27 protein-coding genes are annotated in these 23373 nt (G+C 71.3%); 13 read left to right on the top strand and 14 right to left on the bottom strand.

Annotated elements, in window-relative coordinates; translation table 11 throughout:
• Positions 1 to 32 precede the first annotated feature (32 nt).
• A complete protein-coding gene (locus ACH4U8_RS08790) occupies positions 33 to 1049 on the bottom strand; it encodes an STM4015 family protein (protein WP_395776345.1) in 1017 nt (338 codons plus the stop codon).
• A gap of 284 nt (positions 1050 to 1333) precedes the next feature.
• On the opposite strand from ACH4U8_RS08790, the gene ACH4U8_RS08785 reads away from it, so the two are divergent.
• From ACH4U8_RS08785 to ACH4U8_RS08775, 3 genes are all read left to right on the top strand, one after another.
• The gene (locus ACH4U8_RS08785; protein ID WP_360324001.1) at positions 1334 to 1867 is read left to right on the top strand and encodes a ferritin-like domain-containing protein; all 534 of its coding nucleotides are present in this window, start codon (positions 1334 to 1336) and stop codon (positions 1865 to 1867) included.
• A 393-nt stretch (positions 1868 to 2260) separates the two neighbouring features.
• Positions 2261 to 2527, top strand: coding sequence for a hypothetical protein (locus ACH4U8_RS08780; RefSeq protein WP_360323999.1), 267 nt, complete (start codon positions 2261 to 2263; stop codon positions 2525 to 2527).
• 246 nt (positions 2528 to 2773) lie between these two features.
• Positions 2774 to 3613: an SDR family oxidoreductase gene (locus tag ACH4U8_RS08775; protein WP_395776343.1), complete on the top strand. Its 840-nt coding sequence runs from the start codon at positions 2774 to 2776 to the stop codon at positions 3611 to 3613.
• 403 nt (positions 3614 to 4016) lie between these two features.
• On the opposite strand, the gene ACH4U8_RS08770 is transcribed toward ACH4U8_RS08775, so the two are convergent.
• Positions 4017 to 4664 carry a TetR/AcrR family transcriptional regulator gene (locus ACH4U8_RS08770; RefSeq protein WP_360323995.1) on the bottom strand — a complete coding sequence of 216 codons (648 nt, stop codon included), beginning with the start codon at positions 4662 to 4664 and terminating at the stop codon, positions 4017 to 4019.
• Positions 4665 to 4772: 108 nt separating this feature from the next.
• Complete coding sequence (locus ACH4U8_RS08765) at positions 4773 to 5786, bottom strand: zinc-binding dehydrogenase (protein ID WP_395776341.1); 1014 nt, start codon at positions 5784 to 5786, stop codon at positions 4773 to 4775.
• Between the two features lie 102 nt (positions 5787 to 5888).
• Here ACH4U8_RS08765 and ACH4U8_RS08760 point away from each other — a divergent pair, with 102 nt between their 5' ends.
• Entirely contained in the window at positions 5889 to 6821 is a 933-nt protein-coding gene (locus tag ACH4U8_RS08760) for a LysR family transcriptional regulator (RefSeq protein WP_395776339.1), read from the top strand.
• Between the two features lie 68 nt (positions 6822 to 6889).
• Here the strand turns inward: ACH4U8_RS08760 and ACH4U8_RS08755 are convergent, their stop codons facing one another.
• Genes ACH4U8_RS08755 through ACH4U8_RS08740 form a run of 4 tightly spaced genes read right to left on the bottom strand, consistent with a single transcriptional unit; the run spans position 6890 to position 10936 of the window.
• Positions 6890 to 7981 (bottom strand): ABC transporter ATP-binding protein, encoded by a 1092-nt coding sequence (locus ACH4U8_RS08755; protein WP_395776985.1) that lies wholly within the window; start codon positions 7979 to 7981, stop codon positions 6890 to 6892.
• Between the two features lie 2 nt (positions 7982 to 7983).
• Positions 7984 to 8832: an ABC transporter permease gene (locus tag ACH4U8_RS08750; protein WP_395776337.1), complete on the bottom strand. Its 849-nt coding sequence runs from the start codon at positions 8830 to 8832 to the stop codon at positions 7984 to 7986.
• Positions 8820 to 9758 carry an ABC transporter permease gene (locus tag ACH4U8_RS08745; RefSeq protein ID WP_395776335.1) on the bottom strand — a complete coding sequence of 313 codons (939 nt, stop codon included), beginning with the start codon at positions 9756 to 9758 and terminating at the stop codon, positions 8820 to 8822. Before ACH4U8_RS08745 ends, ACH4U8_RS08750 begins: the two co-directional genes overlap by 13 nt.
• Positions 9755 to 10936 (bottom strand): ABC transporter substrate-binding protein, encoded by a 1182-nt coding sequence (locus ACH4U8_RS08740; protein WP_379991671.1) that lies wholly within the window; start codon positions 10934 to 10936, stop codon positions 9755 to 9757. Before ACH4U8_RS08740 ends, ACH4U8_RS08745 begins: the two co-directional genes overlap by 4 nt.
• Positions 10937 to 11147: 211 nt before the next feature.
• Between ACH4U8_RS08740 and ACH4U8_RS08735 the strand changes: the two genes are divergently transcribed.
• The gene (locus ACH4U8_RS08735) at positions 11148 to 11894 is read left to right on the top strand and encodes a GntR family transcriptional regulator (protein ID WP_395776333.1); all 747 of its coding nucleotides are present in this window, start codon (positions 11148 to 11150) and stop codon (positions 11892 to 11894) included.
• Positions 11895 to 11948: 54 nt separating this feature from the next.
• Here ACH4U8_RS08735 and ACH4U8_RS08730 read toward each other — a convergent pair whose 3' ends face one another.
• From ACH4U8_RS08730 to ACH4U8_RS08710, 5 genes are all read right to left on the bottom strand, one after another.
• Positions 11949 to 12518 carry a phosphonate degradation HD-domain oxygenase gene (locus tag ACH4U8_RS08730; RefSeq protein ID WP_395776331.1) on the bottom strand — a complete coding sequence of 190 codons (570 nt, stop codon included), beginning with the start codon at positions 12516 to 12518 and terminating at the stop codon, positions 11949 to 11951.
• Positions 12515 to 13582 carry a TauD/TfdA family dioxygenase gene (locus ACH4U8_RS08725; protein ID WP_395776329.1) on the bottom strand — a complete coding sequence of 356 codons (1068 nt, stop codon included), beginning with the start codon at positions 13580 to 13582 and terminating at the stop codon, positions 12515 to 12517. Before ACH4U8_RS08725 ends, ACH4U8_RS08730 begins: the two co-directional genes overlap by 4 nt.
• 132 nt (positions 13583 to 13714) lie before the next feature.
• Positions 13715 to 14122 (bottom strand): nuclear transport factor 2 family protein, encoded by a 408-nt coding sequence (locus ACH4U8_RS08720; RefSeq protein WP_360323979.1) that lies wholly within the window; start codon positions 14120 to 14122, stop codon positions 13715 to 13717.
• Between the two features lie 80 nt (positions 14123 to 14202).
• Positions 14203 to 14667: a GNAT family N-acetyltransferase gene (locus ACH4U8_RS08715; RefSeq protein ID WP_395776327.1), complete on the bottom strand. Its 465-nt coding sequence runs from the start codon at positions 14665 to 14667 to the stop codon at positions 14203 to 14205.
• A 99-nt stretch (positions 14668 to 14766) separates the two neighbouring features.
• Positions 14767 to 15093 (bottom strand): hypothetical protein, encoded by a 327-nt coding sequence (locus ACH4U8_RS08710; RefSeq protein WP_360323975.1) that lies wholly within the window; start codon positions 15091 to 15093, stop codon positions 14767 to 14769.
• Between the two features lie 195 nt (positions 15094 to 15288).
• Between ACH4U8_RS08710 and ACH4U8_RS08705 the strand changes: the two genes are divergently transcribed.
• Entirely contained in the window at positions 15289 to 15858 is a 570-nt protein-coding gene (locus ACH4U8_RS08705; RefSeq protein WP_395776325.1) for a hypothetical protein, read from the top strand.
• A gap of 63 nt (positions 15859 to 15921) precedes the next feature.
• Here ACH4U8_RS08705 and ACH4U8_RS08700 read toward each other — a convergent pair whose 3' ends face one another.
• The gene (locus tag ACH4U8_RS08700) at positions 15922 to 16920 is read right to left on the bottom strand and encodes an alpha/beta hydrolase (RefSeq protein WP_395776323.1); all 999 of its coding nucleotides are present in this window, start codon (positions 16918 to 16920) and stop codon (positions 15922 to 15924) included.
• Positions 16921 to 17169: 249 nt separating this feature from the next.
• Between ACH4U8_RS08700 and ACH4U8_RS08695 the strand changes: the two genes are divergently transcribed.
• Positions 17170 to 17487: a hypothetical protein gene (locus ACH4U8_RS08695; RefSeq protein WP_395776321.1), complete on the top strand. Its 318-nt coding sequence runs from the start codon at positions 17170 to 17172 to the stop codon at positions 17485 to 17487.
• A gap of 31 nt (positions 17488 to 17518) precedes the next feature.
• Here ACH4U8_RS08695 and ACH4U8_RS08690 read toward each other — a convergent pair whose 3' ends face one another.
• Positions 17519 to 18175, bottom strand: a complete 657-nt coding sequence (locus ACH4U8_RS08690; RefSeq protein WP_395776319.1) for an endonuclease — start codon at positions 18173 to 18175, stop codon at positions 17519 to 17521.
• Positions 18176 to 18838: 663 nt separating this feature from the next.
• On the opposite strand from ACH4U8_RS08690, the gene ectA reads away from it, so the two are divergent.
• From ectA to ACH4U8_RS08660, 6 genes are all read left to right on the top strand, one after another.
• Complete coding sequence (gene ectA / locus ACH4U8_RS08685; RefSeq protein WP_395776317.1) at positions 18839 to 19375, top strand: diaminobutyrate acetyltransferase; 537 nt, start codon at positions 18839 to 18841, stop codon at positions 19373 to 19375.
• An 88-nt stretch (positions 19376 to 19463) separates the two neighbouring features.
• Positions 19464 to 20717 carry a diaminobutyrate--2-oxoglutarate transaminase gene (ectB, locus tag ACH4U8_RS08680; protein ID WP_395776315.1) on the top strand — a complete coding sequence of 418 codons (1254 nt, stop codon included), beginning with the start codon at positions 19464 to 19466 and terminating at the stop codon, positions 20715 to 20717.
• A gap of 40 nt (positions 20718 to 20757) precedes the next feature.
• Positions 20758 to 21156: an ectoine synthase gene (locus ACH4U8_RS08675; RefSeq protein ID WP_360323961.1), complete on the top strand. Its 399-nt coding sequence runs from the start codon at positions 20758 to 20760 to the stop codon at positions 21154 to 21156.
• Positions 21153 to 22076 carry an ectoine hydroxylase gene (gene thpD / locus ACH4U8_RS08670; protein ID WP_395776313.1) on the top strand — a complete coding sequence of 308 codons (924 nt, stop codon included), beginning with the start codon at positions 21153 to 21155 and terminating at the stop codon, positions 22074 to 22076. The genes ACH4U8_RS08675 and thpD overlap by 4 nt, the downstream gene beginning before the upstream one ends.
• Positions 22077 to 22231: 155 nt before the next feature.
• Positions 22232 to 22861 carry an alpha-ketoglutarate-dependent dioxygenase AlkB gene (locus ACH4U8_RS08665; protein ID WP_395776311.1) on the top strand — a complete coding sequence of 210 codons (630 nt, stop codon included), beginning with the start codon at positions 22232 to 22234 and terminating at the stop codon, positions 22859 to 22861.
• A gap of 163 nt (positions 22862 to 23024) precedes the next feature.
• Positions 23025 to 23195 carry a DUF5670 family protein gene (locus ACH4U8_RS08660; protein ID WP_360323955.1) on the top strand — a complete coding sequence of 57 codons (171 nt, stop codon included), beginning with the start codon at positions 23025 to 23027 and terminating at the stop codon, positions 23193 to 23195.
• The last annotated feature ends 178 nt before the right edge of the window (positions 23196 to 23373 follow it).

Genomic DNA, 23373 nt, shown 5'->3' with positions numbered 1-23373 from the left:
GGCCCACCGGGCGGCACCGCGTCCGGATCCGGCTATTCGGCGACCTCGGTGTACCTGCCCTCCTCGGGGGTCTCCGCCCCGCTCCACGGCGTGCTCGGCTCGGACAGGAGGACGGCGACTCCGGCCGGTTCGAGGGCCGCGCGCAGGCGCGCGGCGGCGTCCGCGCCGAGGAAGTGGTGATGCACGGTCAGGCGTTCGAGATGGGTGAGCGGCCGGCCGGCGAGCAGCGCGTCCGCGCCGGTGTCGGAGAGCGTGCCCATGGACAGGTCGAGCGAGCGCAGCCGCGCGAGGACGGGGGAGGCGGCGACCGCCGCGGCGACCTCGTCCTGGATCGCGCTGTTCATCAGGCCGAGGTGCCGCAGCTCGGGATGCCGGGTGCCGTCCAGGAGGTCGGCCAGGTCGGCCGCGCTCGCGTCGCCTCCGTACATCGGCACCCCGAGCCACAGGTCGAGGTACTCGAGTGCGGGAAACTCGCACGCCGCGACGGCCCGGGGCACCCGCGCGGGCATGCCGCCGGTCTGCAGGACGAGCTTGCGCAGTCGCTCGTGCCGCGTCGGGCGCAGTGCGAATCCGGAAGCCGGCTGCTGATCCTGACCGAACCGGTAGCCCAGTTCCTCCAGGTGCGGAAAGGCGTCCAGGAGCGGCGTGATGTCCTCGGGTGGGATCCACGAGACTTCGTGCTCCTCGCCGATGATGTCGCCGACGAACAGATGGCGTAGCGCCGGGAATCGGTCGGCGTGCTCGCACAACACCCGGATGATGGCGTTCTCGCCCTCCAGGATGTCGGTGGCCCAGTAGCCGATGACCAGCGCCCGTACCCGCGTGGTGTCGACCGTGTCGAGGAACAGCGCGAACACGTCCGCGAATTCGAGCTCGGCCTCGAAGTGGGTGGCGATCTTCCAGGCGACCGCTCCGGGCTCCGGCGCGGAGGCGACGAGTTCCGCGAGCTGCTCCTCGTCGTCCTTGTCGAAGCCGTCGATGTCGTCGACGGCCAGGAACTCGTGCACCGGGAGCCCGCCCAGTTCGCCGAGATGGTTCCACACACTCATGAGGGTCTGTTCCGTTTCCGATCGAACCTGCTGCCGGCCGAAGCCTACGAACCCCGGCCGACAGCACCCTGGGGCGGGGTGCGCACGGGAGTTCGAAGCGGGAGCTCGGTGGGACTTCAATGGAGACGTCCGACGCGCCGCTCGATCACGAGCCGACGTCGGCAGCCGGATCGACCCGGCCCATTCGAATTCCGCACCTACGTTCGAGTGTGGGTGCCCGGCGTTCGAGGCAGTGGGGTTGGGCGGCGATCGGCGCCGACGGTGTGAGGCGAGAGGCAGCGGGCATGAGCGACGACTTCGTTCTGGATGTGACCAGGATCCGGGAGCAGGCACGGCAGAAGATGGGCGAGGGCGCGGTCACCTCGACGTACGGACTGGACACCGGCCGGGTGATCGACGTGCTCAACGACGTGGTCGCCACCGAGATCGTGTGTTGGCTGCGCTATACCCGGCACGCCATCTCGGCCGCGGGCATCGACCGGGCCCAGGTGGCGGCGGAGTTCACCGAGCACGCCGCCGAGGAGATGCAGCACGGGCTCCGGGCCGCGGAGCGCATCTCCCAACTCGGCGGGGATCCGGACTTCGATCCGACCACGCTGCACGAACGCTCGCACACCGAGTACTCGACCGCCGCGGACACCGACCTGAAGGCCATGCTCGAACAGAACCTGCTCGCCGAACGCATCGTCATCTCCACCTACCAGGAGATCGCCCGCTGGCTCGGCGACCGCGATCCCACCACCCGACGCATGATCGAGTCGATCCTGGAGGAAGAGGAGGAACACGCCGACGACCTGCTGGACCTTCTCGGCACCTGATCGACACCGGCCCGAGCGGCCGACGTCTCGCGCCACCCCGGGCCGATCGAGCCCCGACCACATCGAGCATCGACCGTGCGCACGGGTCCACCGGAGCGGACCCGTGCGCCCGCTCCCTTGACGAAACCCCATGGGGGCACTCCCAAGCAATGCGCGACTGCGAGCCCGGTGCCGGGGCCGATTCGGCTCGACGCGGCGGCGGCGGTTTGCAGATCGGCTGTCCGGACGCGAAATTCCGTTCCGTGTGGGTCGGTTCATTGGCCGCCCGCGCGCCGTCGAAGCCGGTCTCGGTGTCGCGGTGGCCTTCCGCAGCCGAGTGAACCCACGCTCTCGCGACGCGACACGCCGGCGCGTGTGCGCTCACGCTTTCGATCGCGGGTCCACACTCGAAGGATGGACATCATCGGCGCACCGGCCATCGTCGTCGTACCCAACCGTGACGACGAGGTCGAGGTCGAGGTGGATCTGCACGACTGGCCGGTGGACGGCGACGTGTTGCCACACACCTGGAACGGGGTGATCCACCACGATCTGGGGCTGGAGGTCGGCGAGCAGCTCGCGCTGTTCCTGGTCGACGAGAACAGCGCGTTGGGGCACCCCTGCGTGGTGACGTCCAACGCCGACCACCGAACCCGGGTATGTGCACGCGAAGGGGGATGAGCGCGCTCGACCCGCCGCGAGGAACACGTACGAGGGCGCGATCTCGTCCGGATGCGGGTCTTGCCCCCACCAACCGCTGTCGTCGGGCCATCCTTGGCCGCTCCCCGGCGGAACGAGCCGGCCGACGCCGGTCGGGATGCCCGAAGCATTGCGGAACGCAGCGTTCCTATTGGGCATTTACCGTCGTCTTCGAGCGGGACGAGGACCGGATCCGAGGCCCTCGCCCGCAGCGGAAGGAGAACGACGATGATCCTGGTCACCGGAGCCACCGGACACTTCGGCCGACAGACCGTGGAGGCGCTGACCGCGGCGAAGCTGCCGGTGCGGGCGCTGAGCCGCAAGCCGGAGAGCGCCGCACTGCCGGAGGAGGCCGAGGTGGTCCGCGGCGACTTCGCCGATCCCGCCACGTTGACCGCGGCGTTCGACGGCGTGACCGCGCTGTTCCTGGTGCTGCCGTACGGAACGGCCCCGGAGGCGTTGCTCGACGCCGCCGGCGCGGCGGGTGTGCGCCGGATCGTGTTCCTGTCGTCCGGCGCCGTCGTGGACGGGGCACCCGTACAGCCGAACGTGATCGCCGCCTACCACGCCCGGGTGGAGCAGGCGGTCGCCGCCACCGGGATCGCGCACACCTTCCTGCGGCTGATGTTCCCCGCGATCAACTCGCTCACCTTCGCGATGCAGTTGGCACAGGGCGATGTCGTGCGCGCTCCCTACGCGGCAGCGACCACCGCGCCGATCCACGAACGCGATGTCGCCGACGCCGCCGTCCGGGTCCTCACCACCGACGGACACGCGGGGTGCGCCTACCTGCTGACCGGGCCCGAGGCCCTCACCCAGGTCGAGCAGGTGCGCCTGCTCGGCGCGGCGCTGGGTCGACCGCTCGTCTTCGAGGAGCTCGACGCCGGACCGGTGCGCGAACAGTTGGCCGCCTTCATGGACGCCGACTTCGTGCACGCCCTGTTCGACCTGATGGCGGCGACCGTGGACACCCGGCCCGAGATCACCCCGGCGTTGACCCGACTCACCGGCGCCGCACCGCGCGGCTACGCCCGGTGGGCCGCCGACCACGTCGCCGACTTCGCCTGACCCGCCGCCGCCAGGCCGCCCCACCTCGGACTCCGGGCCCGGGTGCCGGTGGGGCGCCGGCGCGGGCCCAACCCCGCAGCAACGCTGTCCCCGTGCCGCCGGTAGGCCAACAGGCGGGCGGCGAGCCGCCCTTCCCGAAACTCGGTCGCTCCCCGATGCGCCGTAGGCGTCGGCTGGGGCGATCTCGGCGACTGCGGGCAAACGTGTGTCGTCGCCGCGTAGCCGTTTACGCGCCTGTTGGGCGCGCATCGGGACGGGGATCGCTTCCCGACCGCCGACAAGTCGTCACGGCCCGCCCGACGCACGGCAAACCGGGGCTCCTCTCCCGAGCACGACGCCGATGGGAGAAAAGCCGGGTCGCGGACCGGCCCGGCGATCGCGCCGTGACCGCCGGGCCGGACGACTACCCCGCCTCCGGCGGCGGAGGTGCGTCCACCACCAGGGCGACGATGGTGTCGATGACGGCGCCCATGTCCACGGTGGGGTCGATCAGCCACTGGTACTGGATGCCGTCCGCGGCGGCGAGGGCCAGTCGGGCGATGGCGTCGACGTCGACCTCCGGTCGGACCCGGCCGCGCTGTTGCAGCTCGGCGAGGCCCTCGCGCAGGCCGGCCACGATGTCGGTGGAGCGGACCTCGAAGAAGTCGCGGGCCGGATGGCCGGGGAAGCCGGCCGCCGCGGCCATGCTCACGTAGAGGCGCACCAGGCCGGGGACGTCGCCGTTGTGGCGCAGCAGGTCGGCCATCCGGGTGAGCGGGTCGCCGTACGCGTCCAAGGCGATCTTCTCGCCGGCCACCCGGTCGCGTTCGCCGAGCACCCAGATCAGCAGACCCTCGCGGGACCCGAAGTAGTGCAGGACGCCGGCCTGGGACATGCCCATGCGGTCGGCGATCTCCTTGATCAGCGCGCCCTTTTCCCCGAGGGTCGCGAACACGTCCAGCGCCACTTCCAGGATCTGGTTGCGACGGGCCACGCCCTTCGCGTAACGGCCGCGTGGCGTACGGATGTTGTCCAACCGCGCCTGCCGCTCGGGTTCCACGGGTCCGGTCATGAAAGAAAACCTAGCCGAGTTCGGGTTTTTGCGTCCAGGCGCACCGCGGGGCTGCCACGCGAGGGCGGAACGCCTGCGGGCGGCTCGGCGAACCACGATCACCCTCGCCTAGGCGCCCGTCGCTCTGATGATCATCTTCCCGGTGTTGCCGCCGCGCAGCATCGACGTGAACGCCGCCACGATCCGTTCGAAGCCCACCACCACCGTCTCGTCCGACGTCAGCCTTCCGGCGAGCAGGTGCGGCACCGCGAAGTCGTACAACTCGTCCCGCAGGTCGCCGTGATCGCGGACCAGGAAGCCCTCCAGACGCAGGCTCTTCTCCACGAAGTCCGCGTGGTCGAAGCGCACCGGCGGGGCATCCCGCCGGTTGTACTGACTGATCGTGCCGACCCGGACGATCCGACCGCGCTCGCGCAGCGCCCCGACGGCGGCGGCCAGGTGGTCGCCGCCGACGTTGTCGACGAACACGTCGACGCCCTCCGGCGCGGCGCGCGCGAGCAGTTCGGCAACCGGACCGTCCCGGTAGTCGAAGGCCCGGTCGTAGCCGACCCGCTCGGTCAGATACCGCGCCTTGGCCGCCGATCCCGTGCTGCCCACCAGCAGCCGCGCACCCAACAGCCGGGCGAACCGGCCGACGGCGGTGCCGACGGCGCCCGCCGCGCCGGAGACGAACAGGTCGTCGCCCTCGCGCAGCGGAGCGATCCGGGTGAGGGCGACGTACGCGGTCAGCCCCGTACCGCCGAGCAGGCCCAGGTGCGCGGACAGCGGGACCCCCGGCAGGTCGGGAAGCGGTTGCACCTCGTCGGGACGAACCACCGCGTGCGTGCGCCAGCCCCGGCGATGGAAGACCATCGTGCCCTCGACCAGCGCCGGGTCGCGGGAGGCGACGACCCGGCCGAGCGTGCGCCCCTCCAGCGGGGCGTTCAGCGCGAACTCGGCGTCCATCATCTCGCGGTGGTAGGGGTCGACCGACCAGTACAGGTTCTCCACCAAGGCCGTCCCGCGTACCGGCTCGGGCACGGGCGTTTCGACGAACCGGAAGTGTTCGCAGGCGGGGAACCCGTCGGGCCGGGCGATCTGGTGGACGGTGACGGCCTCGGTGCCGCGCAGGAGCGAGTTCATGGGACGCGAACGTACGCAGGAATGCGCGGGCCCGGCAGCGGGTTGCGCTCATGACCGATCCGAATCCATGAGTCGCCCTCATGACGGCAGATGGGAGCCCTGATGACGGCCCGAGCCGATCTTTCGCCGCAGGAGTTGCGGATCCTCGTCGCGGCGACCGACACGGGCAGCTTCTCGGCCGCCGGCGTGGCGCTGGGCACCACCCAGTCGGGCGTCTCGCACGCGGTGCGCGAGATCGAACGCAAGGTGGGCGCCGTGTTGTTCGAGCGCGGCCGGACCGGGACCCGGCCCACCCCGGCGGGGACCGCGGCCGCGGCGCACGCACGACGTGTGTTGCGGATGCTGGATGTACTGGTCGCCGAGGCCCGCGGGGCGGGCGCCGGGCCGGACGAGGGACCCGCGGTCACCGGACCGCTGCGCATCGCCGCCTTCCGCAGCGCGGCCCTGCATCTGCTGCCGCCGGTGCTGGAACGCCTCACCGCCCGGCACCCGGATCTCGAACCCCGGGTGCGCATCGTCCGTGAGGTCGGCCCGGGCACGGCCGGGGAGGTGGCCGAGGGGCGGGCGGACGTGGGCATCGCGACCCTGGGGACCGGTACGCCGACGCCGCCGGGGCTGATCGCCGGCGTCCTGTCCGAGGAGCCCTACGCGTTGGTGCATCCGGCCGGGCATCCCGATCCGCGCTCACTGCCGCTGGTCGACTGGACCGAGAACTGTTCCTCCTACACACGCGAATGGTGGGCGACGCAGGACTGGATCCCCCCGGCCACCGTCGAGGCGCAGGACGACGGAGCCGTGCTCGCCATGGTGAGCAGCGGTTTCGGCATGGCGATCATGCCCGCGCTCTCCCTCACCGGGGCACCGCCCTCCGTACGGATCGCCGATCTCGGCCCGACCCGCCCGACCCGCTCCGTGGGCTACCTCACCACACCCGAACTCGCCGCGACCGCCGCCGTCCGGGCACTCGTCCGCGAACTCCGGCACACCCGCACCCCCGGTGTCCCGGCGAAGGCGCGCACCCGGGTTCGGGGCTGATCCCGCTCCCGCCGGGCGGTGTCGACGATCGCCGGAGGCGGGGGCGGTCCATACCGGGCGCGCCGGCCCTACGTGCGCGCCGGCTCCGTGCGCGGGGCAACGAGTACGGGGCGGTCCGGCAGGGCGAGTTCGACCCGGGAGCCGACCGGCAGCGTGGCCGCCGTGTGCGAGGGCACGTCGACCTTGACCGTCGCGCCCGCGGCCGAGCGCACGCTCAGCCGGGTGACCGCGCCGAGGAAGGCCGCGCCGAGCACCTGGGCCGAGCCGTCCGCGGCCGCCGCCGTGACCTCGATCGATTCCGGGCGCAGCAGCACGTCCACGTCGCCGTGCGCGGGCTCGCCGTCGATCGGCAGGTCGCGGCCGAGGACGTGCACCACCGCACCGTCGGCCCGCGCGGGGATGCGGCTCATCACCCCCACGAACTCGGCGACGAACGCGGTCGCGGGACGGGCGTACAACTGCGCCGGTGGCGCGCACTGTTCGAGCCGGCCCGCGTTCATCACCGCGACCCGGTCGGCCAGCGAGAGCGCCTCCTCCTGGTCGTGCGTCACGAACAGGGTGGTGATGCCGAGTTCCTGTTGCAGTCGCCTGATCTCGTCCCGCAGGGTCAACCGCACTCGCGCGTCCAGTGCCGACAGCGGCTCGTCGAGCAGCAGGACGCGCGGACGCAGCGCGAGCGCCCGGGCCAGCGCGATCCGCTGTTGTTGGCCGCCGGAGAGCTGGTGCGGATACCGGTCGGCCTGGTCCGGCAGACCGACCAGGTCCAGGAGTTCGCCGGCCCGAGCGCGTCGATCGGCGCGCCCCACGCCCCGCATCCGCAGGCCGAACGCGACGTTGTCCAGCGCGCTCAGGTGCGGGAACAGGCTGTACGACTGGAAGACCATGCCCGCGTCGCGGCGATGCGCGGGCACCCGGGTGATGTCCTCGCCGTCGACGAGCACCTCCCCCGCGTCCGGATGCTCGAAGCCCGCGACCACGCGCAGTGCGGTGGTCTTGCCGCAGCCGGACGGACCGAGCAGGGCGACGAGTTCGCCCTGCCCGACCGTCAGGTCCAGCCCGGCCAGGGCCCGGACGTTGCCGAACGAGCGTTGCAGGCCCCGGAATTCGACCGTGGCGCCGGTCTGCGGCCCGGTGCGGGTCTTCGGCTGGTCGAACGTCATGGTCACGAGGTCTCCGGGAGGGTTTTCGTCCGGGCGCTGCGCGGCCGGCCGGCGGTGGCGAGGGCGAGCAGCAGTACCCAGGTGACGAGCAGGCCGATCACCGACACCGCGACCGACATCTCGGCCTGGGAACCGCCGATGCCGACGATCCACACCGCGAAGGGGCGGTAGCCCAGGATCGCGGCGACGGTGTACTCGCCGAGTACGAGCGCCAGGGTCAGGAACGCGGTGTTGAGCAACGCACCACGCAGGTTGGGCAGGACCACCTGGAGCACCGCGCGCGGCCAGTTCGCGCCGCACGCGCGCGCCGCCTCGACCAGCACCTCGAGGTCGATCGCGGCGAGCCCGCCGTCGAGCGTGCGGTAGGCCAGCGGCAGCGCCATCAGCGTGTACGCGAGCACCAGCACGATCGGGAAATCCGGGTCCTGGATGGCGATGAACGTGTCGTACAGCGGGGTGTCGGCCAGGTGGTCCGGACCCCAACGCAACACCGTGCCGATGCCGGCGACCAGCGCGATGGCGGGTACCACCAACGGCAGCGAGCACACCACCTCGATCACCCAGCGCAGGCGCGGCGCGGTCAGCCGCACGGTGATCAGCGCGGGCACCAGCAGCAACAACACCGATACGACGGTGGCGGCGGCGAGTTCGAGGGTGAGCGTGAGGCTGTCCAGGAAGCCGTCGGCCCCCAGGATCCCGGTGTACGCGTCGAACGTGATGCCCCGGCCGGGTACGTCGATGCTGAAGAGCACCGAACACACCATCGGCAGCAGGAAGTACGTGCCGGCGATCAGCAGGACCACGCCCCGCGACCAACGGATCCGGCCGCGCAGTGCGGCTAGTCGAGCCATCGGGCACTCCGACGCTGAAGGGGCAGGTGAACGGCGGTGACCAGACCGGCCACCACGACCATGTCCAGGCTGAGCGCGAGCGCCACGTTGCCCTGGTCGACCAGGACGTTGCCGGACAGCGCGTCGGCGATCTGCATCGTCACCAACGGCACCGAGCTGCCGACCATCGCGGCGGCCGTCGCGTAGGCCGCGAACGCCGAACCGAAGAGCAGGACGAAGCCGCCGAGCAGCGCGGGGGTCAGGATCGGCAGCGCGACGTGCACCCAGTAACGGAACGCGTTGGCCCCGTTGTTGCGGGCCGCCTCGCGCCACTGCCGGCGCAGTCCTTCGAGGGAGGGGGTCAGGATGAGCACCATGAGCGGGATCAGGAAGTAGAGGTAGACCACGGACAGTCCAGTGAAGCTGTAGAGGCTCCAGCCGTGCTCGGTCAGGTCGAGCCTGCCGGTCACCACCCCGGCGTTGCCGAGCGTGGCCACGAACGCGAACGCCAGGGCGACCCCGCCGAAGTTGGCGAGCACGCCGGACGCGGTCAGCACGGCCTCGCGGACGAAGCGGAAGCGCGAGGTGACCACGGTGTAGGCGATCGGCAGTGCGCACACGGTGGCGATCAGCGCGGTGACCGCGGACAACTTCACGCTGCCGATCAGCGCGGTCAGGTACGCGCCTTGCACGGACGCGGACAGGTTGGCGCCGGTGGCCTGCACCCCGTCGGGGGCGGTGGCCGGTGTGGTGAAGGCCCCGAAGACCATCGCGGCCGTCGGCACGCCGAAGACCACGGCGGCGAACAACAACAACGGCACTACACCGAGCCAGTGCGGGGCGCGCCGCCGCCGCCGGGGCCGGGCCGCGCTCCGCTCGCGCACGGCGAGCGGAGGCACGATCCGGACCTCGGCGGGGGCGCCGACGTCGGAGAGGTCGGTGCTCATCCGGCGACTGCCTGGCCCCAGCCACCGGTGAGGACCTTCTTGGCCTTGTCGACCTGGTCCGGGGTCGGGAAGACCGGGGCGCCGGCGCCGGGCACGGCGGGCAGCTTCGCGGCGAATCCGGCGTCCAGCGTGCCGGCCTCCTTCATCGCGCCCATCAGGGCCGGCCGGGCGTAGCCCTTGAGCCACAGGTTCTGGCCCTCGGCGCTGTACAGGAATTCCTGCCACAGGCGCGCGGCGGCCGGGTGCGGCGCCCACTTCACGATCGCCTGCGAGTAGTACTGCGCGTAGACGCCGTCGGTGGGGATGTTCACCTGCCAGTCGACGCCCTTGGACTTGAACTCGTCCGCGTAGCCCGCGTTGAGGTAGTCCCAGTCGATGCTGATCGGCGTCTCGCCCTTCTGCACGGTGGCGGGGGTCGACTCGACCGGGTTGTAGTTGCCGTTCTTCTTGAGCTTGCCGAAGAAGTCCAGGCCGGGCTGGATGTCGTCGAACGAGCCGCCGTTGGCCAGCGCCGCCGCGTACACGCCGCCGAACGCCGAGCCGGACTTGGTCGGGTTGCCGTTGAGCGCGACCTGGCCCTTGTACTGCGGCTTGAGCAGGTCGGCGAACGTCTTCGGGCACTCCTTGATCCGCGCGGCGTCGCAGCCGATCGAGATGTAGCCGCCGTAGTCGTTGAACCAGCGCCCCTGCGCGTCCTTCTGCGGCTCGGGGATCCGGTCGAACGCGGCGACCTTGTACGGCGCGAGCAGGTCCTGCTTCGCGGCGCTGAGCGCGAACGCGTTGCCCAGGTCCAGCACGTCGGGCGAACGGTCCTGGCCCTTGCGCTGGGTCACCGCGTTGATCTCGTCCTGGGACGTGCCGTCGGGGTTCTCCACCTCGACCTTGATGCCGTACTTCGCCTGGAAGGCGTCGATCAGCGCGCCGTAGTTGGCCCAGTCGCGGGGCAGCGCGATCGCGTTGAGCTTGCCCTCCTTCTTCGCCGCGGCCACCAGCGCCTCCATGCCGCCGAAGTCCTGGACGGAGGTGGCCGACGCCGCGTCCTTGGCCCCGCCGGGAGTGCCCGACGCGGCGGAGGTGCCGGCCCCGGACGTCTTGTCGGATGCCGAGCCGCAGGCGCTCAGGGTGAGCGCGGCCACGGCAAGGCCGGCGACCAGTCCGGTCGCACGAACGCGGAGCACTGTCACGGGGTTCTCCTGGAGCTTCGAATGGGGTGCCTGAGTTGGCTGTACAACTTGGTCCAGTACGCCCGACGTCGATGGCCGCAACATGAACACAGCCGCACGGGCGCGCGAGGTTCCCGGGAAATAGCCGTGCGCCCCGGCAGCCGCGCCGTGACCGGGTAGGGTCGCCACGGTCGGACGTCCCGGCAATGGAATTCGGGGGGTGGCGATGGGGGTTCAGGGCGAGGCGCGCTACCGACAGGTCGCGGCGGATCTGCGGGAGGCGATCACCACCGGCCGATACGGCTCCGGTGGTCGGCTGCCCGCCGAGGGCGATCTCGCGCAGCACTACGGCGTCTCGCGGGGCACGGTGCGCCAGGCGCTCGCGGTGCTGCGCGCGGACGGGATGGTCACGTCCCGGCGCGGCACCCGGCGGGTGGTGCTGGGGGCCGCCCGGACGCAGAGTTTCGCCGAGCTGCTGAGCTTCACCCGCTGGGCGCGCTCGATCGGCGAGGAGCCCGGCGGGCGCACGGTGGCGGTCGAACCGGCGCCGGGTGATCCGGGCGAGTGTGCCCAGTTGGGCCTGGCGCCGGGGTCGTCGGTCTACCGGGTGTTGCGGTTGCGGACGCTCTCCCGGGTGCCGGTGATGATCGAGCGCACCGTGTATCCCGAGCGGATCGGGGCCCTGGTGCAGGGATTTCCGATCGACGCGGTCTCGCACACCGAGCCGCTGGAGGAACTGGGCGTGTTGTTCACCGACGCCGACCACACGATCGACCAGTGGCCGGCCGACGCGGAGGACGCCCGGCTGCTGGGCTGCCCACCGGGCACGTCGCTGCTGCGCGAACGGCGCCGCACGACGGACCCGACGGGTGTGCCGGTGGAGTGGTCGCAGGACCGCTACCTGCCGGGCACCGTGGCCTTCACGGTGCACAACTCGGTGGCCACGACGGCGCTGTCCCGACGACGGGGCTGACGGGTCGGCGGGGGCGGCTCGACCGGCCGGGCCGGGAGGGCCCGGCCGACCGGCTCACGGCAGGAGCAGCCGGGTCAACAGCGCACGGAAGTGCGCGAAGTCCGGGACGATCGTGTCGGCGTCCTTCGCCGCCTCGTCCCAGCGCCGCACCCGTACCGCGTCGACCGCGTAGGGCCCGTCCGCGAACGCCCGCGCCTCGGCCTCGCCCATCGGGCCGCCCTGCACGCCGAGCGTGTACACGGACGCGGCCGACAGGCGCGCGGCGTAGCCCGGCTCGGTGGCACACAGGTAGCGCTTGGCCGCCACGTGCAGCCGGATCGGCTCGGTCACCTCGGGCCCGAACCGCCCGGCGAGCCGGTCCGCGCCGGTGTGGCTGTGCCGGTTGTCCTCGCCCGCCATCAGGTCGCGGCCGGTCAACGGACCGTGGAAGTGCCCGATGTCGTGCAGCAACGCGGCCGCGATCAGGTGCTCGGGGGCACCCTCGGCCTCGGCGAGCGCCCCGGCCTGCAACATGTGTTCGGCCATCGTGACGGCCTCGCCGAGGTACTCGCCCGCGCCCTGGTCGGCGAACAGGTGGGCCAGTTCGTCGAGGATGCTCGTGTCGATCTCCCGACGATCCGTCACGACGCGTCTCCGACCGTGCGGTCGAGGACGGCCAGCGTGCTCGCGAGGCCGTCCAGGTCGGCGTAGCAGCCCTGGAGGTGCCGCCGGCCCGCACCGTCGAACGCGGTGCGCGCGTGCAGGACCCGGGTGTTGTCGAAGACCACACAATCGCCCGGCTCCAGCCGTCGGATCAGCATCAGCTCGGGGCGGCCCAGGATCTCGGCGAAGGCGCGGTAGGCCGCGTAGAACTCGGCGAGTTCGCCGGCCGGGAGCCGCAGGGTGCCCATCGAGCGGTTGTTGAAGCGCACTTCCCGAATCCGCCCCGCGTCGTCCGCACCGATGATCGGTCGGTGCGCGCGCAGCCGGGTGTGCGCGTCGCGGAATTCGAACGGCACCGGCGTACGCACCAACGCCCGGTAGGCGTCCGGCTGTTCGGCGCGCAGCAGCGCGGCGGCCCGGAAGCCGTCGACGAAACCGGAGTCACCACCGGCGGCCTCGTTGTGCAGGCAGTGCAGGAGTTGCAGCGTCGGTACCGGGTCGCGATAGGGATTGTCGGTGTGCGGGGTGATCCGTACCGAGGTGAAGGCGAGGTTGTTCGGCCGGTCCTCGACCCGCACGTCGAAGAGCCGGCCGTAGTTCGTCTCCCGCACGAAGCCGAACGTGCCCGCCACCGCGAGGACTTGCTCCTCGACGCACGGAACGCCGCGGAGCAGCGCGAGCCCGAAGCGTTGTACGGCGGTCAGCGCGGGCACCGGGTCGCTCGCGTAGTCGTTCCAGTCGAATTCGAACCGCGACGCGGGCAACTGCGCGGCGTTCCACAGCGACTTGGCGTCCTCGCTCCTGGGATCCGGCTCGGCGGGCGCCTCGAACCAGGTGCGCGCGTAGACGGAGCGGTGCCCGTCCGGTGCCCACACGATCTCCACGTCGGACCCGTGCTCGCGGACGTCGGCGGCGACCGGGTCGAGCGGGAGGTCGGTGATCTGGAACAACTTCTGCCCGGTTCGCGGGTCGCGACACAACGGGCAGGGGCAGTTGTCCCGCAGCCACACGGCGGGCAGGCCGCCGATGTCCAGGGCGGTAGCCATGGGCGTCTCCTTGGTCTCAGAGAGTGCGCAAAGTTGTCTGTACAACTCGCTACCAGGGTTACCTTCGCAGGGCCGCGTGAGCACCCGGCCACGAACGCGTGACGCCGACGTGAACACCACCTCCGGAGGGCCTCAGTCGACCAGCTCCGGCGCGAAGTAGTCGCGCAGTCGGGCGATCCTCCCGTCCCGGACCCGGAAGATCTGCACCAGCGAGACCGCCGTGTCCTCGCCGTCCCCGTCGAATACGGTGTCGATCTCGGCGATGAACACGTCGGGGTCGGCCGTGGTGTGCAGTACGTATCCGGACTTCTCGAAGTTGGGCACCCGGTCGTTCCGCACCGGTTGCCGGTAGTACGCCGCCATCGCGGTCCGGATCTCCGCACGACCCACCGACCGCCGGGGGAAGCCGGCCCCGGCGGGCACCAGCGGCGCCTCCAGGACGCCGTCCTCGGTGAAGCACTCGGCGAGGGCATCGGCATCGCGGGACAGCGTCCCGGCGTGGATGTACCTCTGGAAAATCTCCTGCGGCGTTGCGGACACAGCGGGCCTCCGGGCATGTCGACGGGTGGTCGTGGTGGCGGTCGGTCGGGTGCCCGAGAGGTGCCGCGTCGGGACACCCGTCACGCGGGCGGCGGTCCGGGCCGCGGTGGGCACAGGTAGAACAGCTCCGGGTCGCCCTCGTCGAGGCCGTGCACCAGGCCGACCGGACTCCAGCCGGCCCGTCGGAGCAGTCGTTGCATCGGCTGGTTGGAGACGTTGGTCGAGGTGAACAGTTTCGGGGTGGTGCACGAGGCCGCCACGGCGTCCAGCAGCCGATGGCCGACGCCGCCGCCACGCGCGGTCGGGGCCACCATCAGCATCGTGACGAAACCCTGTTCGAAGAAGGTGTACTCGACCACGCAGTAGCCGAGCAGGCCGGACGCGTCCTCCGCCACGACCGCCACGCCCTGCCGGCACCACCGACGGATGCTCGCCCGACGCTCGTCGTCGCCCTCGATCGCGATCGGGTCGATCCCGGCCAGCGCATCCGCCTCCGACTCGTCCGCGCGGCGCACCGGGAACCCACAAGGCTTGACGACGTCCATCGGTCCATCCTGCCGGCTCGCCCAAGATGCCCGCCCGCGTCCCGCACCCGCCCACGCGGCGGGGGTGTCGTGACGCGACCCGGGTGCCGTCGATGGGGCTCAGGCGGGTGCGGACCGCGGGTCGTCGCCCCCGGGGCCGAGTTCGGTGTCCAGACGTGCGGGCCAATCGGCATCGGCGAGTTCCGCGTCGACGAGCAGGTCGCGCCAGTCCGCCTTCGCGAGTTCGACGGCCCGACGGAACCGACCGAGGTCGCCGTCGGCGAGCAGGACGATCGCGGCGCGGATGCGCTCGCTGCCCAACATCTCCCGATCATGGCCGGCGGCCTCCGGGAGCGCGTCGAGCATGCGCACGATCTCCGGCGCGGAACCCGGTGCGGGAAAGTCGCGTCGGATGCGCCGTTCGAGTCTTGTGCCGTCACCGGTCATGACACCCCTTCTACCAGACGGCATCGGCCGCGGGGACGCAACCGTCGCATCCGACTCGCGCGGTCGAGGCGCCGAGGCGAGCGCCTTGGCGAACTGCCCGCAAGAGCGGGCCGAGTTCGCTTTGTCCGGGGCGCCGGCACGGAGGGCGGACCTGCCCGCGCGTTCGGTGCGGGCAGGACCTATGCTCACGTCTTCGTGATCGACAATCGCCGTACCGTGCTCGCCGCTCTCGCGACCGCGGCCGTGATATCCGCCTCCGCCGTGGGCTGTTCGGCCGCCGCCGACGTCGCGGACGCCGCCCGTCCCGCCTCCGCCGCCCCCAGCGCCTCGGGGGCGGCCCCCTTCACCCTGCCGCCGCGCACCGGCGCCACACTGACCCGCGCCGAGGCCGCCCGTCGCTACCAGCAGATCGCGGCGCGCCGAAACCGGGCCGCCAACGCGCTCCTCGCGGGCATCCGCGACCACCGTCCGTGGACCGAACTGCGCGCCCTGGTCGCCAACCGACTCGCCGCCGAGGACGAGGAGTCCCGTCAACTCGCCGCGACCCCATGGCCGGCCGACGTGGCCCCACTCGCGGACGCGCTCGCCCGGGCGAACATGTCCCTGCGACCCGCGTGGCTCAAGATCATCGAGGCCAAGACCGTCGGCCAGTTCGGCCGTGCGATGGAGGCATTCGACGACGACACGGACAGCGACATCCCCTACCGCATCCGCGTCCTCCTCGGCCTGCCCACCGGCGACTCCCCGGAACAACCTGCGGCGTAGCCGCGAAGCGCCCCCGGGCCGGGCCACCGCTCGGATGGACCGCGCTCGCGACCACGACTGTGGCTATGGCTGCGGCTGCGACTGCGACTGCGACTGCGACTGCGTGAGCGTGCGTCGCAGCCACCGCAGGCGCGCGTCGCGGGCGTCCCGGCTCAGCGCGGCCCGTGGCGCGAGGGTGTCGAAGCCGTGGAACGCCCCGGGCCATACGTGCAGTTCGGCTCGACCGCCGGCCTGCCGGATCGCGTTGGCGTACGCCACGCCCTCGTCCCGGATGGTCTCGGCCGACCCGACCTCGATATGGGCCGCCAGCAACTCGGCCAGGTCCCTCGCGCGAGCGGGCGCCGCGTAGGGCGGCAGATCCGCCGCGCCGTACCGGTCGCCCAGGGCCGCCCGCCACGCGGTGGTGTTGGAGGTGCGATCCCACGTGTCGACGCCGGCCAACTGCCGTCCGGAGAAGGTGTCGCCGCGGTCGTCGAGCATCGGACACAGCAGCAGTTGCCCGATCGGTGTGGGCCCGCCGCGGTCGCGGGTGAGCAGGGCGAGGGCCGCGGCGAGTCCGCCGCCGGCGCTCTTGCCGCCGACGATGATCCGGTCCGCGTCGATGCCCAGTGCGTCCGCGTCCGCGACCACCCGGAGCAATCCGGCGTAACAGCCCTCCAGCGGTTCGGGATACCGCGCGTCGGGCGCCAACGGATACTCGACGGAGACCACCGCCAACTCCAGCGGGAGCGCCCATTCACGCAGCACCTGCGGAAGCACGGACCACGCGTTGCCCATCACCATCCCGCCGCCGTGCAGGTAGTACAGCAGCGGCAGCGGCCCGGTCACCCCGGCGGGGCGGGCGCGCACGAGCGTGACGTCCCGCCCGCCCGACGCTCCCGGCACCCGCGATTCGTCCACCTCGAAACGACCGTCGGCCCGCAGCTCCGCAAGGGTCGGCCTGGGCCGCGTCTCGGCATCCCGGGCCTGCCGGTGCGCCAGGTTCGCCGGGGTGAGCGGCTCCCGCGCGCCCTCCCCCAAGGCGGCCAGAAACGCGCCCGGTTCGGGATCGAATGGGGGCACACGCCGAGCCCCCGAAGCTCGCCCAAGGTCCATGCGAAGCAGTCAACCACCTCCTCGCCGCGGCCCGTCGCGGGACGGCGGGGTCGGTCGGGTGGTCGACCGGCCACGCCGTGCCGCACGCCGCACGCCGCACGATCGGATCATCGGAAAACAACGAAAGGCGAACACGTTTGGTATCCGCGCAAATTCGCAGCGCGACACGTCCTCTTCCGCGTGCCGAACCGACGACGACGGACCAGACTGGCAGCCATGAAGGATCACGAGGGATCGGCGACCGTGGTCCTGCCGGGCGGCCGGCGGATCGGCGTGCACGCGATCGTGGACGCGGACGAGGAACGCCTGTACGACCCGGGCCCGGACACGACACCGATCGGCTGGACGGCGACGCTGAGCCCGAAGAGCCCGACGGCCCACTCCGACCTGCACGAGATCTACCTGGCCGGCCAGGGGAAGTTGTGTCTCCCGAGCGGCACGCACGGCCGATTCCTGGTGGTCGGCATCCGGATCGGGGCCGGACGCCCCGACCGGGTCGACATCCAGGGCACCGGCGACCCCGCGGGCGAGTGACGTGCGCGCCGGCGGCCACCGCCGGCGGGCGTCATGACGCGGCGGCCCGCACCCGGTCCGCGAGACCCCGGTCCAGCGCCACTCGCACCAGCGCCGCCGCGAAACGCGGCAGGTCGTCCTCCTCGACCAGCGCGGCCAGGGCCTCGGGCGATGTCGGCAGGCCGACCCGATCCGCGCCGTCGAGCGCCTTCCGGTCCAGGACCGGCCGCAGGAACGGCCAGATCCCCTGGGCCTCGCGGCAGAAGATGCGGGCACCGGACGGACCGATGCCGGGGAAGGCCCGGAGCAGTTCCTCGACGCGCTCGCGCCGCCCGTCCGCGTCGCCGGCGAGTCGGCGCAGGTCGCCCCGGTAGCGCTCGCGAACGAGGTCGGCGCACGCGCCGAGCCGGGTCGCGGTGCCCTCGTCGTAGCGTACGTAGTGGGCCCGCCCGAGCGCGTCCACCCGCTGCTGCCAAGTCAGTTCGGTCATGCCCGCCGGGGTCCCGCCGCCCGCGTCGAACAGTTCGCGCGCGGCGTCTACGGCGATCGACGCCTTGATCCGGGTGGCCGTCAGGTTGCTCAGCACCAACAACTGCCACAGCGGCGCGGGCCTATCCGCGACGCGGATGCCGGCTTCCTCGGCGTACGTGGTGCCCGCCTCGGACAGCAGCGCCGCCACCCGTCCGTCCCGGGTGCGGGTGGTCCTCATGATGTGCCTCCCACCTCGGGCTACCCCACCGCACCCGATCGAATCGCCCACGTCCATCGGCAATGGGCACGAGCAGCAGGGCCCGGGGCCCATCACGGTCGGTGACAGGTCGATGGTGGGCCGGGCGTCCGAGGCGACACGGGCGGCTACGCGCCGATCACCTCCCGCAGTCCCGACGATCTCCGGACTTCGCGGGCGGGATCGAGCCGACACCGACCGGCCCCGACCCCTGGACCTACCCGGCCCGCGGCCGCAACGGCGTTGACAGGAAGGCGAGTTCGGGCGCACTGCACGGAGGCGCGGTCGTTGTCGCAGTCAAGATTATGAGCATGCTCACAATCACCACCGCCATCGCCGACGATTCTTGCTCTCTGCGATGGTCACGACACGTTATCGCCGCGTTGCCCAATAGTGACACCCTGCTTCATGCGCAGAAACTCTCGCCATTCGTCACTTTCGGCGAAGAAACTCCTGCTCAGTGGCATCGATTTCGAAGATTCTCCGGCCCGATGACCGACGGCGTCGAGTGTGTGTCGACACGGGGTTTGGCGATCGGCTGCCGAGGAACGTGCGCGCGCGCACCCGAAGGCTATGGAGAGCGGCGCGCGTGGGGAAGGTCCACCCTTCCGGTCCGCCACGAGCACGTCGGTAGGTTCGATCGGCATGTCCGCCGAAACGAAATCTTTCGCCGAAACGGAATCCGCCCGTCCCGTCGTCTCGATGGGCCCACCCGAGCTGCGCGATGGCGCGGCGCTGTGGCACCTGGCCCGCGACAGCGCGGCGCTGGATCTCAACTCCTCGTACAGCTACCTGCTCTGGTGCCGGGACTTCGCGGCGACCTCGATCGTCGCCCGTGACCAGGACGCGCGCGTCCTGGGCTTCGTGACCGGCTACGTCCGGCCCGGGCTGCCGGACACCCTGATGGTGTGGCAGGTCGCGGTGGCCGAAACCGCCCGCGGACGGGGGCTGGCCACGCGGATGCTGACCGCGTTGATGGAGCGCCGCGTCCCGCATGGGCAAACCCGCATGGAGACCACGATCACCCTGGACAACGCGGCGTCGATCGCGCTGTTCACCGCGCTCGGCCGCGAACACGGGGCGCATGTGAGTCGTACCGAACTCTTTCGCGCGGCCCTGTTCCCGGACGGGCACGCCGACGAAGTCCTGTTCCGGATAGGCCCGTTCGCCGCAGCCGCCTGAGCCCGACGGGCCCCGAACCGAACCGGAGGGGGCGGCGCCGTCGGACGTGGCTCGCCGCTGCCCTCGATCATCCGATCCCTGGAGAAGCATGACTGTTTTCGAAACTCTCGAGTCCGAGGTCCGCAGCTACTGCCGAAGCTGGCCCACCGTGTTCACCCACGCACGCGGCAGCCGGATGTACGACGAGGACGGGCGTACCTACCTGGACTTCTTCGCCGGAGCGGGTGCGCTGAACTACGGCCACAATCACCCGCTGCTCAAGCGCGCATTGCTCGACTACCTGGAAAGCGACGGGGTCACGCACAGCCTGGACATGTCCACTGCGGCCAAACGCACGTTCCTGGAGCGCTTCGAGGAGGTGGTGCTCGAACCGCGCGGCCTGGACTACAAGGTGCAGTTCCCCGGCCCCACCGGTGCCAACACCGTGGAGGCCGCGCTCAAGCTGGCCCGCAAGGTGACCGGGCGCGAGGCGGTGATCGGGTTCACCAACGCGTTCCACGGCATGACCCTGGGCGCGCTCGCGGTCACCGGCAACGCGAAGAAGCGCGCCGGCGCGGGCATTCCGTTGGTTCACGCCACGCCGATGCCGTATGACAACTACTTCGACGGGCAGTTGCCCGACTTCATCTGGTTGGAACGTCTGCTCACCGACGGCGGCAGCGGCCTGAACCTGCCCGCCGCGGTGATCGTGGAGACCGTACAGGGCGAGGGCGGCGTCAATGTCGCCCGGTTCGAGTGGCTGCGCGCACTGGCCGACCTGTGTCGGCGACACGAGATCCTGTTGATCGTCGACGACGTGCAGATGGGCTGCGGTCGTACCGGTCCGTTCTTCAGCTTCGAGCCGGCCGGCATCACCCCGGACATCGTGTGCCTGTCGAAGTCGATCGGCGGCTACGGGCTGCCGATGGCGCTCACCCTCTTCCGCCGCGACCTGGACGTCTGGGAGCCCGGCGAGCACAACGGCACCTTCCGCGGCAACAACCCGGCCTTCGTCACCGCCACCGCCGCGCTGGAGCTGTGGGCGGACGGGTCGCTGGAGAAGCAGACCACGCTCAAGGGCGAACTGATCGAGCGTCACCTGGCCGAGATGGTCACCGAACACGCCGCGCTCGGCGCCTCCCGGCGTGGCCGCGGCCTGATCCAGGGTCTGACCTTCGCCGACAACTCCCTGGCCGAAACGGTGTGTGCGCGGGCCTTCGAGGGCGGCCTGCTGGTCGAGACCTCCGGTTTCGAGTCGGAGGTGGTCAAGCTGATGCCGGCGCTGACCACGACCGAGGACGAACTCGACGAGGGCATGGGCATCCTGGCGGACGCCGTGCGTGCCGTCCGCGCCGCCGCCTGAACTCCCGGACGTTACCGACCACAACGGAAGGACCACCACGATGATCGTTCGCACCCTGGACGAACTCGACGGCACCGACCGCGACATCGTCGCCGACACCTGGCGCAGTCGCCGCATCGTCCTGGCCCGGGAGGGCGTCGGCTTCTCCCTGCACGAGACGGTCATGTACGCGGGTACCGAGACCTCGATGTGGTACGCCAATCACATCGAGGCGGTCTTCTGCACCTACGGTGAGGGCGAACTCACCGACGAGGAGACCGGCCGGACGTACACGATCACGCCGGGCACGACCTATCTGCTCGACGGTCACGAGCGGCACACGATGCGGCCGAAGACCGACATCCGCATGGTGTGCGTGTTCAACCCACCGTGCACCGGGCGGGAGACCCACGACGAAAACGGGGTGTACCCGCTGCTGCACGAGGAGGCGGGCGCATGACGATCCCCTCGATCGATCGCGGTACGGCGGACGGCGGTGCGGCCAACCGCCGTTCGGTGGACGCATATCCCACCCGCCACCTCTCCGGCGTGCTGCGCGTGGAACGCCGCGATCCGGTGGTGTGGGCCGACGCGCCCGAGGGACCGATGGCGCCGGACGAACTCCGCGACTACCGGCGGGACGGCTTCGTCACCGTCGACCCCTTGCTCGACGCCGGCAAAGTCGCTTTGCTGCGGGCCGAGTTGGCCCGGTTGTGCGACGACCCCGCGGTCCGCGCGGACGAGCGCACGATCATCGAACCCGATTCCGAGGCGGTGCGGTCGATCTTCGAGATCCACCGGATCAGCCCGCTGCTGCGCGAACTCGTCGCCGATCCACGGCTGGTCGGCCGGGCCCGCCAGATCCTCGGCTCGGACGTGTACATCCACCAGAGCCGCGCGAACCTGAAGCCCGGCTTCGACGGCTCCGGCTTCTACTGGCACTCCGACTTCGAGACCTGGCACGCCGAGGACGGCATGCCCGCGATGCGGGCGGTGAGCATCTCGATCGCGCTGACCGAGAACCACGTACACAACGGCGCGTTGATGATCATGCCGGGTTCGCATCACACGTTCGTCGCGTGTCCGGGCGAAACCCCGCACGGCCACTATCGAACCTCGCTGCGCCGCCAGGAGATCGGCACGCCCGACCCCGACTCGCTGACCGAACTCGCGGACCGACACGGCATCGCGGTGCTCACCGGGCCGGCCGGTTCGGCGACCGTGTTCGACAGCAACTGCATGCACGGATCCGCGGAGAACATCACGCCGTATCCGCGCAGCAACCTGTTCATCGTCTACAACAGCGTGCACAACGCCCTGACCGACCCGTACGCGGCCCCGGAGCCCCGCCCCGACTTCATCGCCGCCCGGGGTCGTTGACCCGGTGGTGAGCGCATGGTCACACGCCGAGTGACCATGCGCTCACCACGGCGCCGTCCGGCCACCTCCCGACGCCGACCATGGGGGCAAACCGCCCGCGCGGCTCCTCCACCACACTCGAACATGCGTTCGCCTCGATGGAGTATCGTGGCGCAATGTCGGATTGTCTCCAGGGTTCGCTCTTCGACCAAAGCGATGTCGTCCGAATCGGCGCACCGCAAGGCGTGCGCCGCACCATGCTCGGAAACGGCGCCTGGATCGACGAACTGGCGGAATGGGTTGCCGGCGCGGACACGTTGTTCGCCGCGCCGGCCGAGACGGTCCCCTGGCGGGCCGAGCGTCGGCGGATGTACGAGCGCGTCGTCGACGTACCCCGCCTGCTCGCCCACTATGGGCCCGCCGACGACCTGCCGCACCGCTCCCTGTCCGACGCACGCGATCGGCTCTCCGAGCACTACGCGGCGGAACTCGGCGAACCCTTCGTCAGTGCGGGTCTGTGCCTCTACCGCGACGGCCACGACAGTGTCGCCTGGCACGGCGACCGCAACGGTCGGGGAGCCCGCGAGAACACCATGGTCGCGATCGTCTCGGTCGGCACCCCGCGCGATCTCCCGCTCCGCCCACGTGGTGGGGGCGCGGCCGTGCTGCGGCGTCCGCTCGGCCATGGCGACCTGATCGTGATGGGCGGTTCCTGCCAACGCACCTGGGAACACGCGATTCCCAAGACCGCCAGGGCCACCGGACCACGGATCAGCATCCAGTTCCGCCCGCACGGTGTCGGCTGAGCGGCCACCGCCATCCGCACGCACCCGACGGGTCGAGTCCGAAAACCGAAGAGTGCCGCGCGAGCCGACGGCGGAGTCTTTCCGGAAAAGGCCGCGCAAAACAGGGGCCTTTCCGTGAATGGGCGCGCCCGGCCGGGGCAGACGTGGGGCGGAGGTAAAAACAATGATTCCCCTTTTGGTCGTCCTGCTTCTCGCCCTGATCCTCTTCGGCGCCGGTTTCGCGCTCAAGGCACTGTGGTGGATCGCCGTCATCGTCCTGGTCCTGTGGGCCCTGGGCTTCGTCTTCCGCTCCGCCGGCACCGGTGGCAGGCGGGGCCGCTGGTACCGCTGGTGACTTTCCGGCAGGCACCGTCCCCGTGCCTGACGAGCACCACCGCGACACCACGCATTCAAGGGCGGGGTGTGGTGCCCATAGGAATCAGGGGTGGGGGGCAACCCGCGCCCGCGGGACCGGCGGCGGCCCGGGCAAACCAAAACCCCCGCCACCCCCGCCCCGCCCCCGGGGGGGGCCC

This window comes from Embleya sp. NPDC020886 (assembly GCF_044333915.1).
Classification (GTDB): Bacteria; Actinomycetota; Actinomycetes; order Streptomycetales; family Streptomycetaceae; genus Embleya.
This window is presented reverse-complemented; position numbering and strand designations above follow the sequence as displayed.

What these genes read in the sequence shown, in the direction of transcription:
- ACH4U8_RS08790 (WP_395776345.1), bottom strand. Translation starts at nt 1,049, where the DNA reads ATGAGTGTGTGGAACCATCTCGGCGAACTGGGCGGGCTCCCGGTGCAC.
- ACH4U8_RS08785 (WP_360324001.1), top strand. Translation starts at nt 1,334, where the DNA reads ATGAGCGACGACTTCGTTCTGGATGTGACCAGGATCCGGGAGCAGGCA.
- ACH4U8_RS08780 (WP_360323999.1), top strand. Translation starts at nt 2,261, where the DNA reads ATGGACATCATCGGCGCACCGGCCATCGTCGTCGTACCCAACCGTGAC.
- ACH4U8_RS08775 (WP_395776343.1), top strand. Translation starts at nt 2,774, where the DNA reads ATGATCCTGGTCACCGGAGCCACCGGACACTTCGGCCGACAGACCGTG.
- ACH4U8_RS08770 (WP_360323995.1), bottom strand. Translation starts at nt 4,664, where the DNA reads ATGACCGGACCCGTGGAACCCGAGCGGCAGGCGCGGTTGGACAACATC.
- ACH4U8_RS08765 (WP_395776341.1), bottom strand. Translation starts at nt 5,786, where the DNA reads ATGAACTCGCTCCTGCGCGGCACCGAGGCCGTCACCGTCCACCAGATC.
- ACH4U8_RS08760 (WP_395776339.1), top strand. Translation starts at nt 5,889, where the DNA reads ATGACGGCCCGAGCCGATCTTTCGCCGCAGGAGTTGCGGATCCTCGTC.
- ACH4U8_RS08755 (WP_395776985.1), bottom strand. Translation starts at nt 7,981, where the DNA reads ATGACGTTCGACCAGCCGAAGACCCGCACCGGGCCGCAGACCGGCGCC.
- ACH4U8_RS08750 (WP_395776337.1), bottom strand. Translation starts at nt 8,832, where the DNA reads ATGGCTCGACTAGCCGCACTGCGCGGCCGGATCCGTTGGTCGCGGGGC.
- ACH4U8_RS08745 (WP_395776335.1), bottom strand. Translation starts at nt 9,758, where the DNA reads ATGAGCACCGACCTCTCCGACGTCGGCGCCCCCGCCGAGGTCCGGATC.
- ACH4U8_RS08735 (WP_395776333.1), top strand. Translation starts at nt 11,148, where the DNA reads ATGGGGGTTCAGGGCGAGGCGCGCTACCGACAGGTCGCGGCGGATCTG.
- ACH4U8_RS08725 (WP_395776329.1), bottom strand. Translation starts at nt 13,582, where the DNA reads ATGGCTACCGCCCTGGACATCGGCGGCCTGCCCGCCGTGTGGCTGCGG.
- ACH4U8_RS08715 (WP_395776327.1), bottom strand. Translation starts at nt 14,667, where the DNA reads ATGGACGTCGTCAAGCCTTGTGGGTTCCCGGTGCGCCGCGCGGACGAG.
- ACH4U8_RS08710 (WP_360323975.1), bottom strand. Translation starts at nt 15,093, where the DNA reads ATGACCGGTGACGGCACAAGACTCGAACGGCGCATCCGACGCGACTTT.
- ACH4U8_RS08695 (WP_395776321.1), top strand. Translation starts at nt 17,170, where the DNA reads ATGAAGGATCACGAGGGATCGGCGACCGTGGTCCTGCCGGGCGGCCGG.
- ACH4U8_RS08690 (WP_395776319.1), bottom strand. Translation starts at nt 18,175, where the DNA reads ATGAGGACCACCCGCACCCGGGACGGACGGGTGGCGGCGCTGCTGTCC.
- ectA (WP_395776317.1), top strand. Translation starts at nt 18,839, where the DNA reads ATGTCCGCCGAAACGAAATCTTTCGCCGAAACGGAATCCGCCCGTCCC.
- ectB (WP_395776315.1), top strand. Translation starts at nt 19,464, where the DNA reads ATGACTGTTTTCGAAACTCTCGAGTCCGAGGTCCGCAGCTACTGCCGA.
- ACH4U8_RS08675 (WP_360323961.1), top strand. Translation starts at nt 20,758, where the DNA reads ATGATCGTTCGCACCCTGGACGAACTCGACGGCACCGACCGCGACATC.
- thpD (WP_395776313.1), top strand. Translation starts at nt 21,153, where the DNA reads ATGACGATCCCCTCGATCGATCGCGGTACGGCGGACGGCGGTGCGGCC.
- ACH4U8_RS08665 (WP_395776311.1), top strand. Translation starts at nt 22,232, where the DNA reads ATGTCGGATTGTCTCCAGGGTTCGCTCTTCGACCAAAGCGATGTCGTC.
- ACH4U8_RS08660 (WP_360323955.1), top strand. Translation starts at nt 23,025, where the DNA reads ATGATTCCCCTTTTGGTCGTCCTGCTTCTCGCCCTGATCCTCTTCGGC.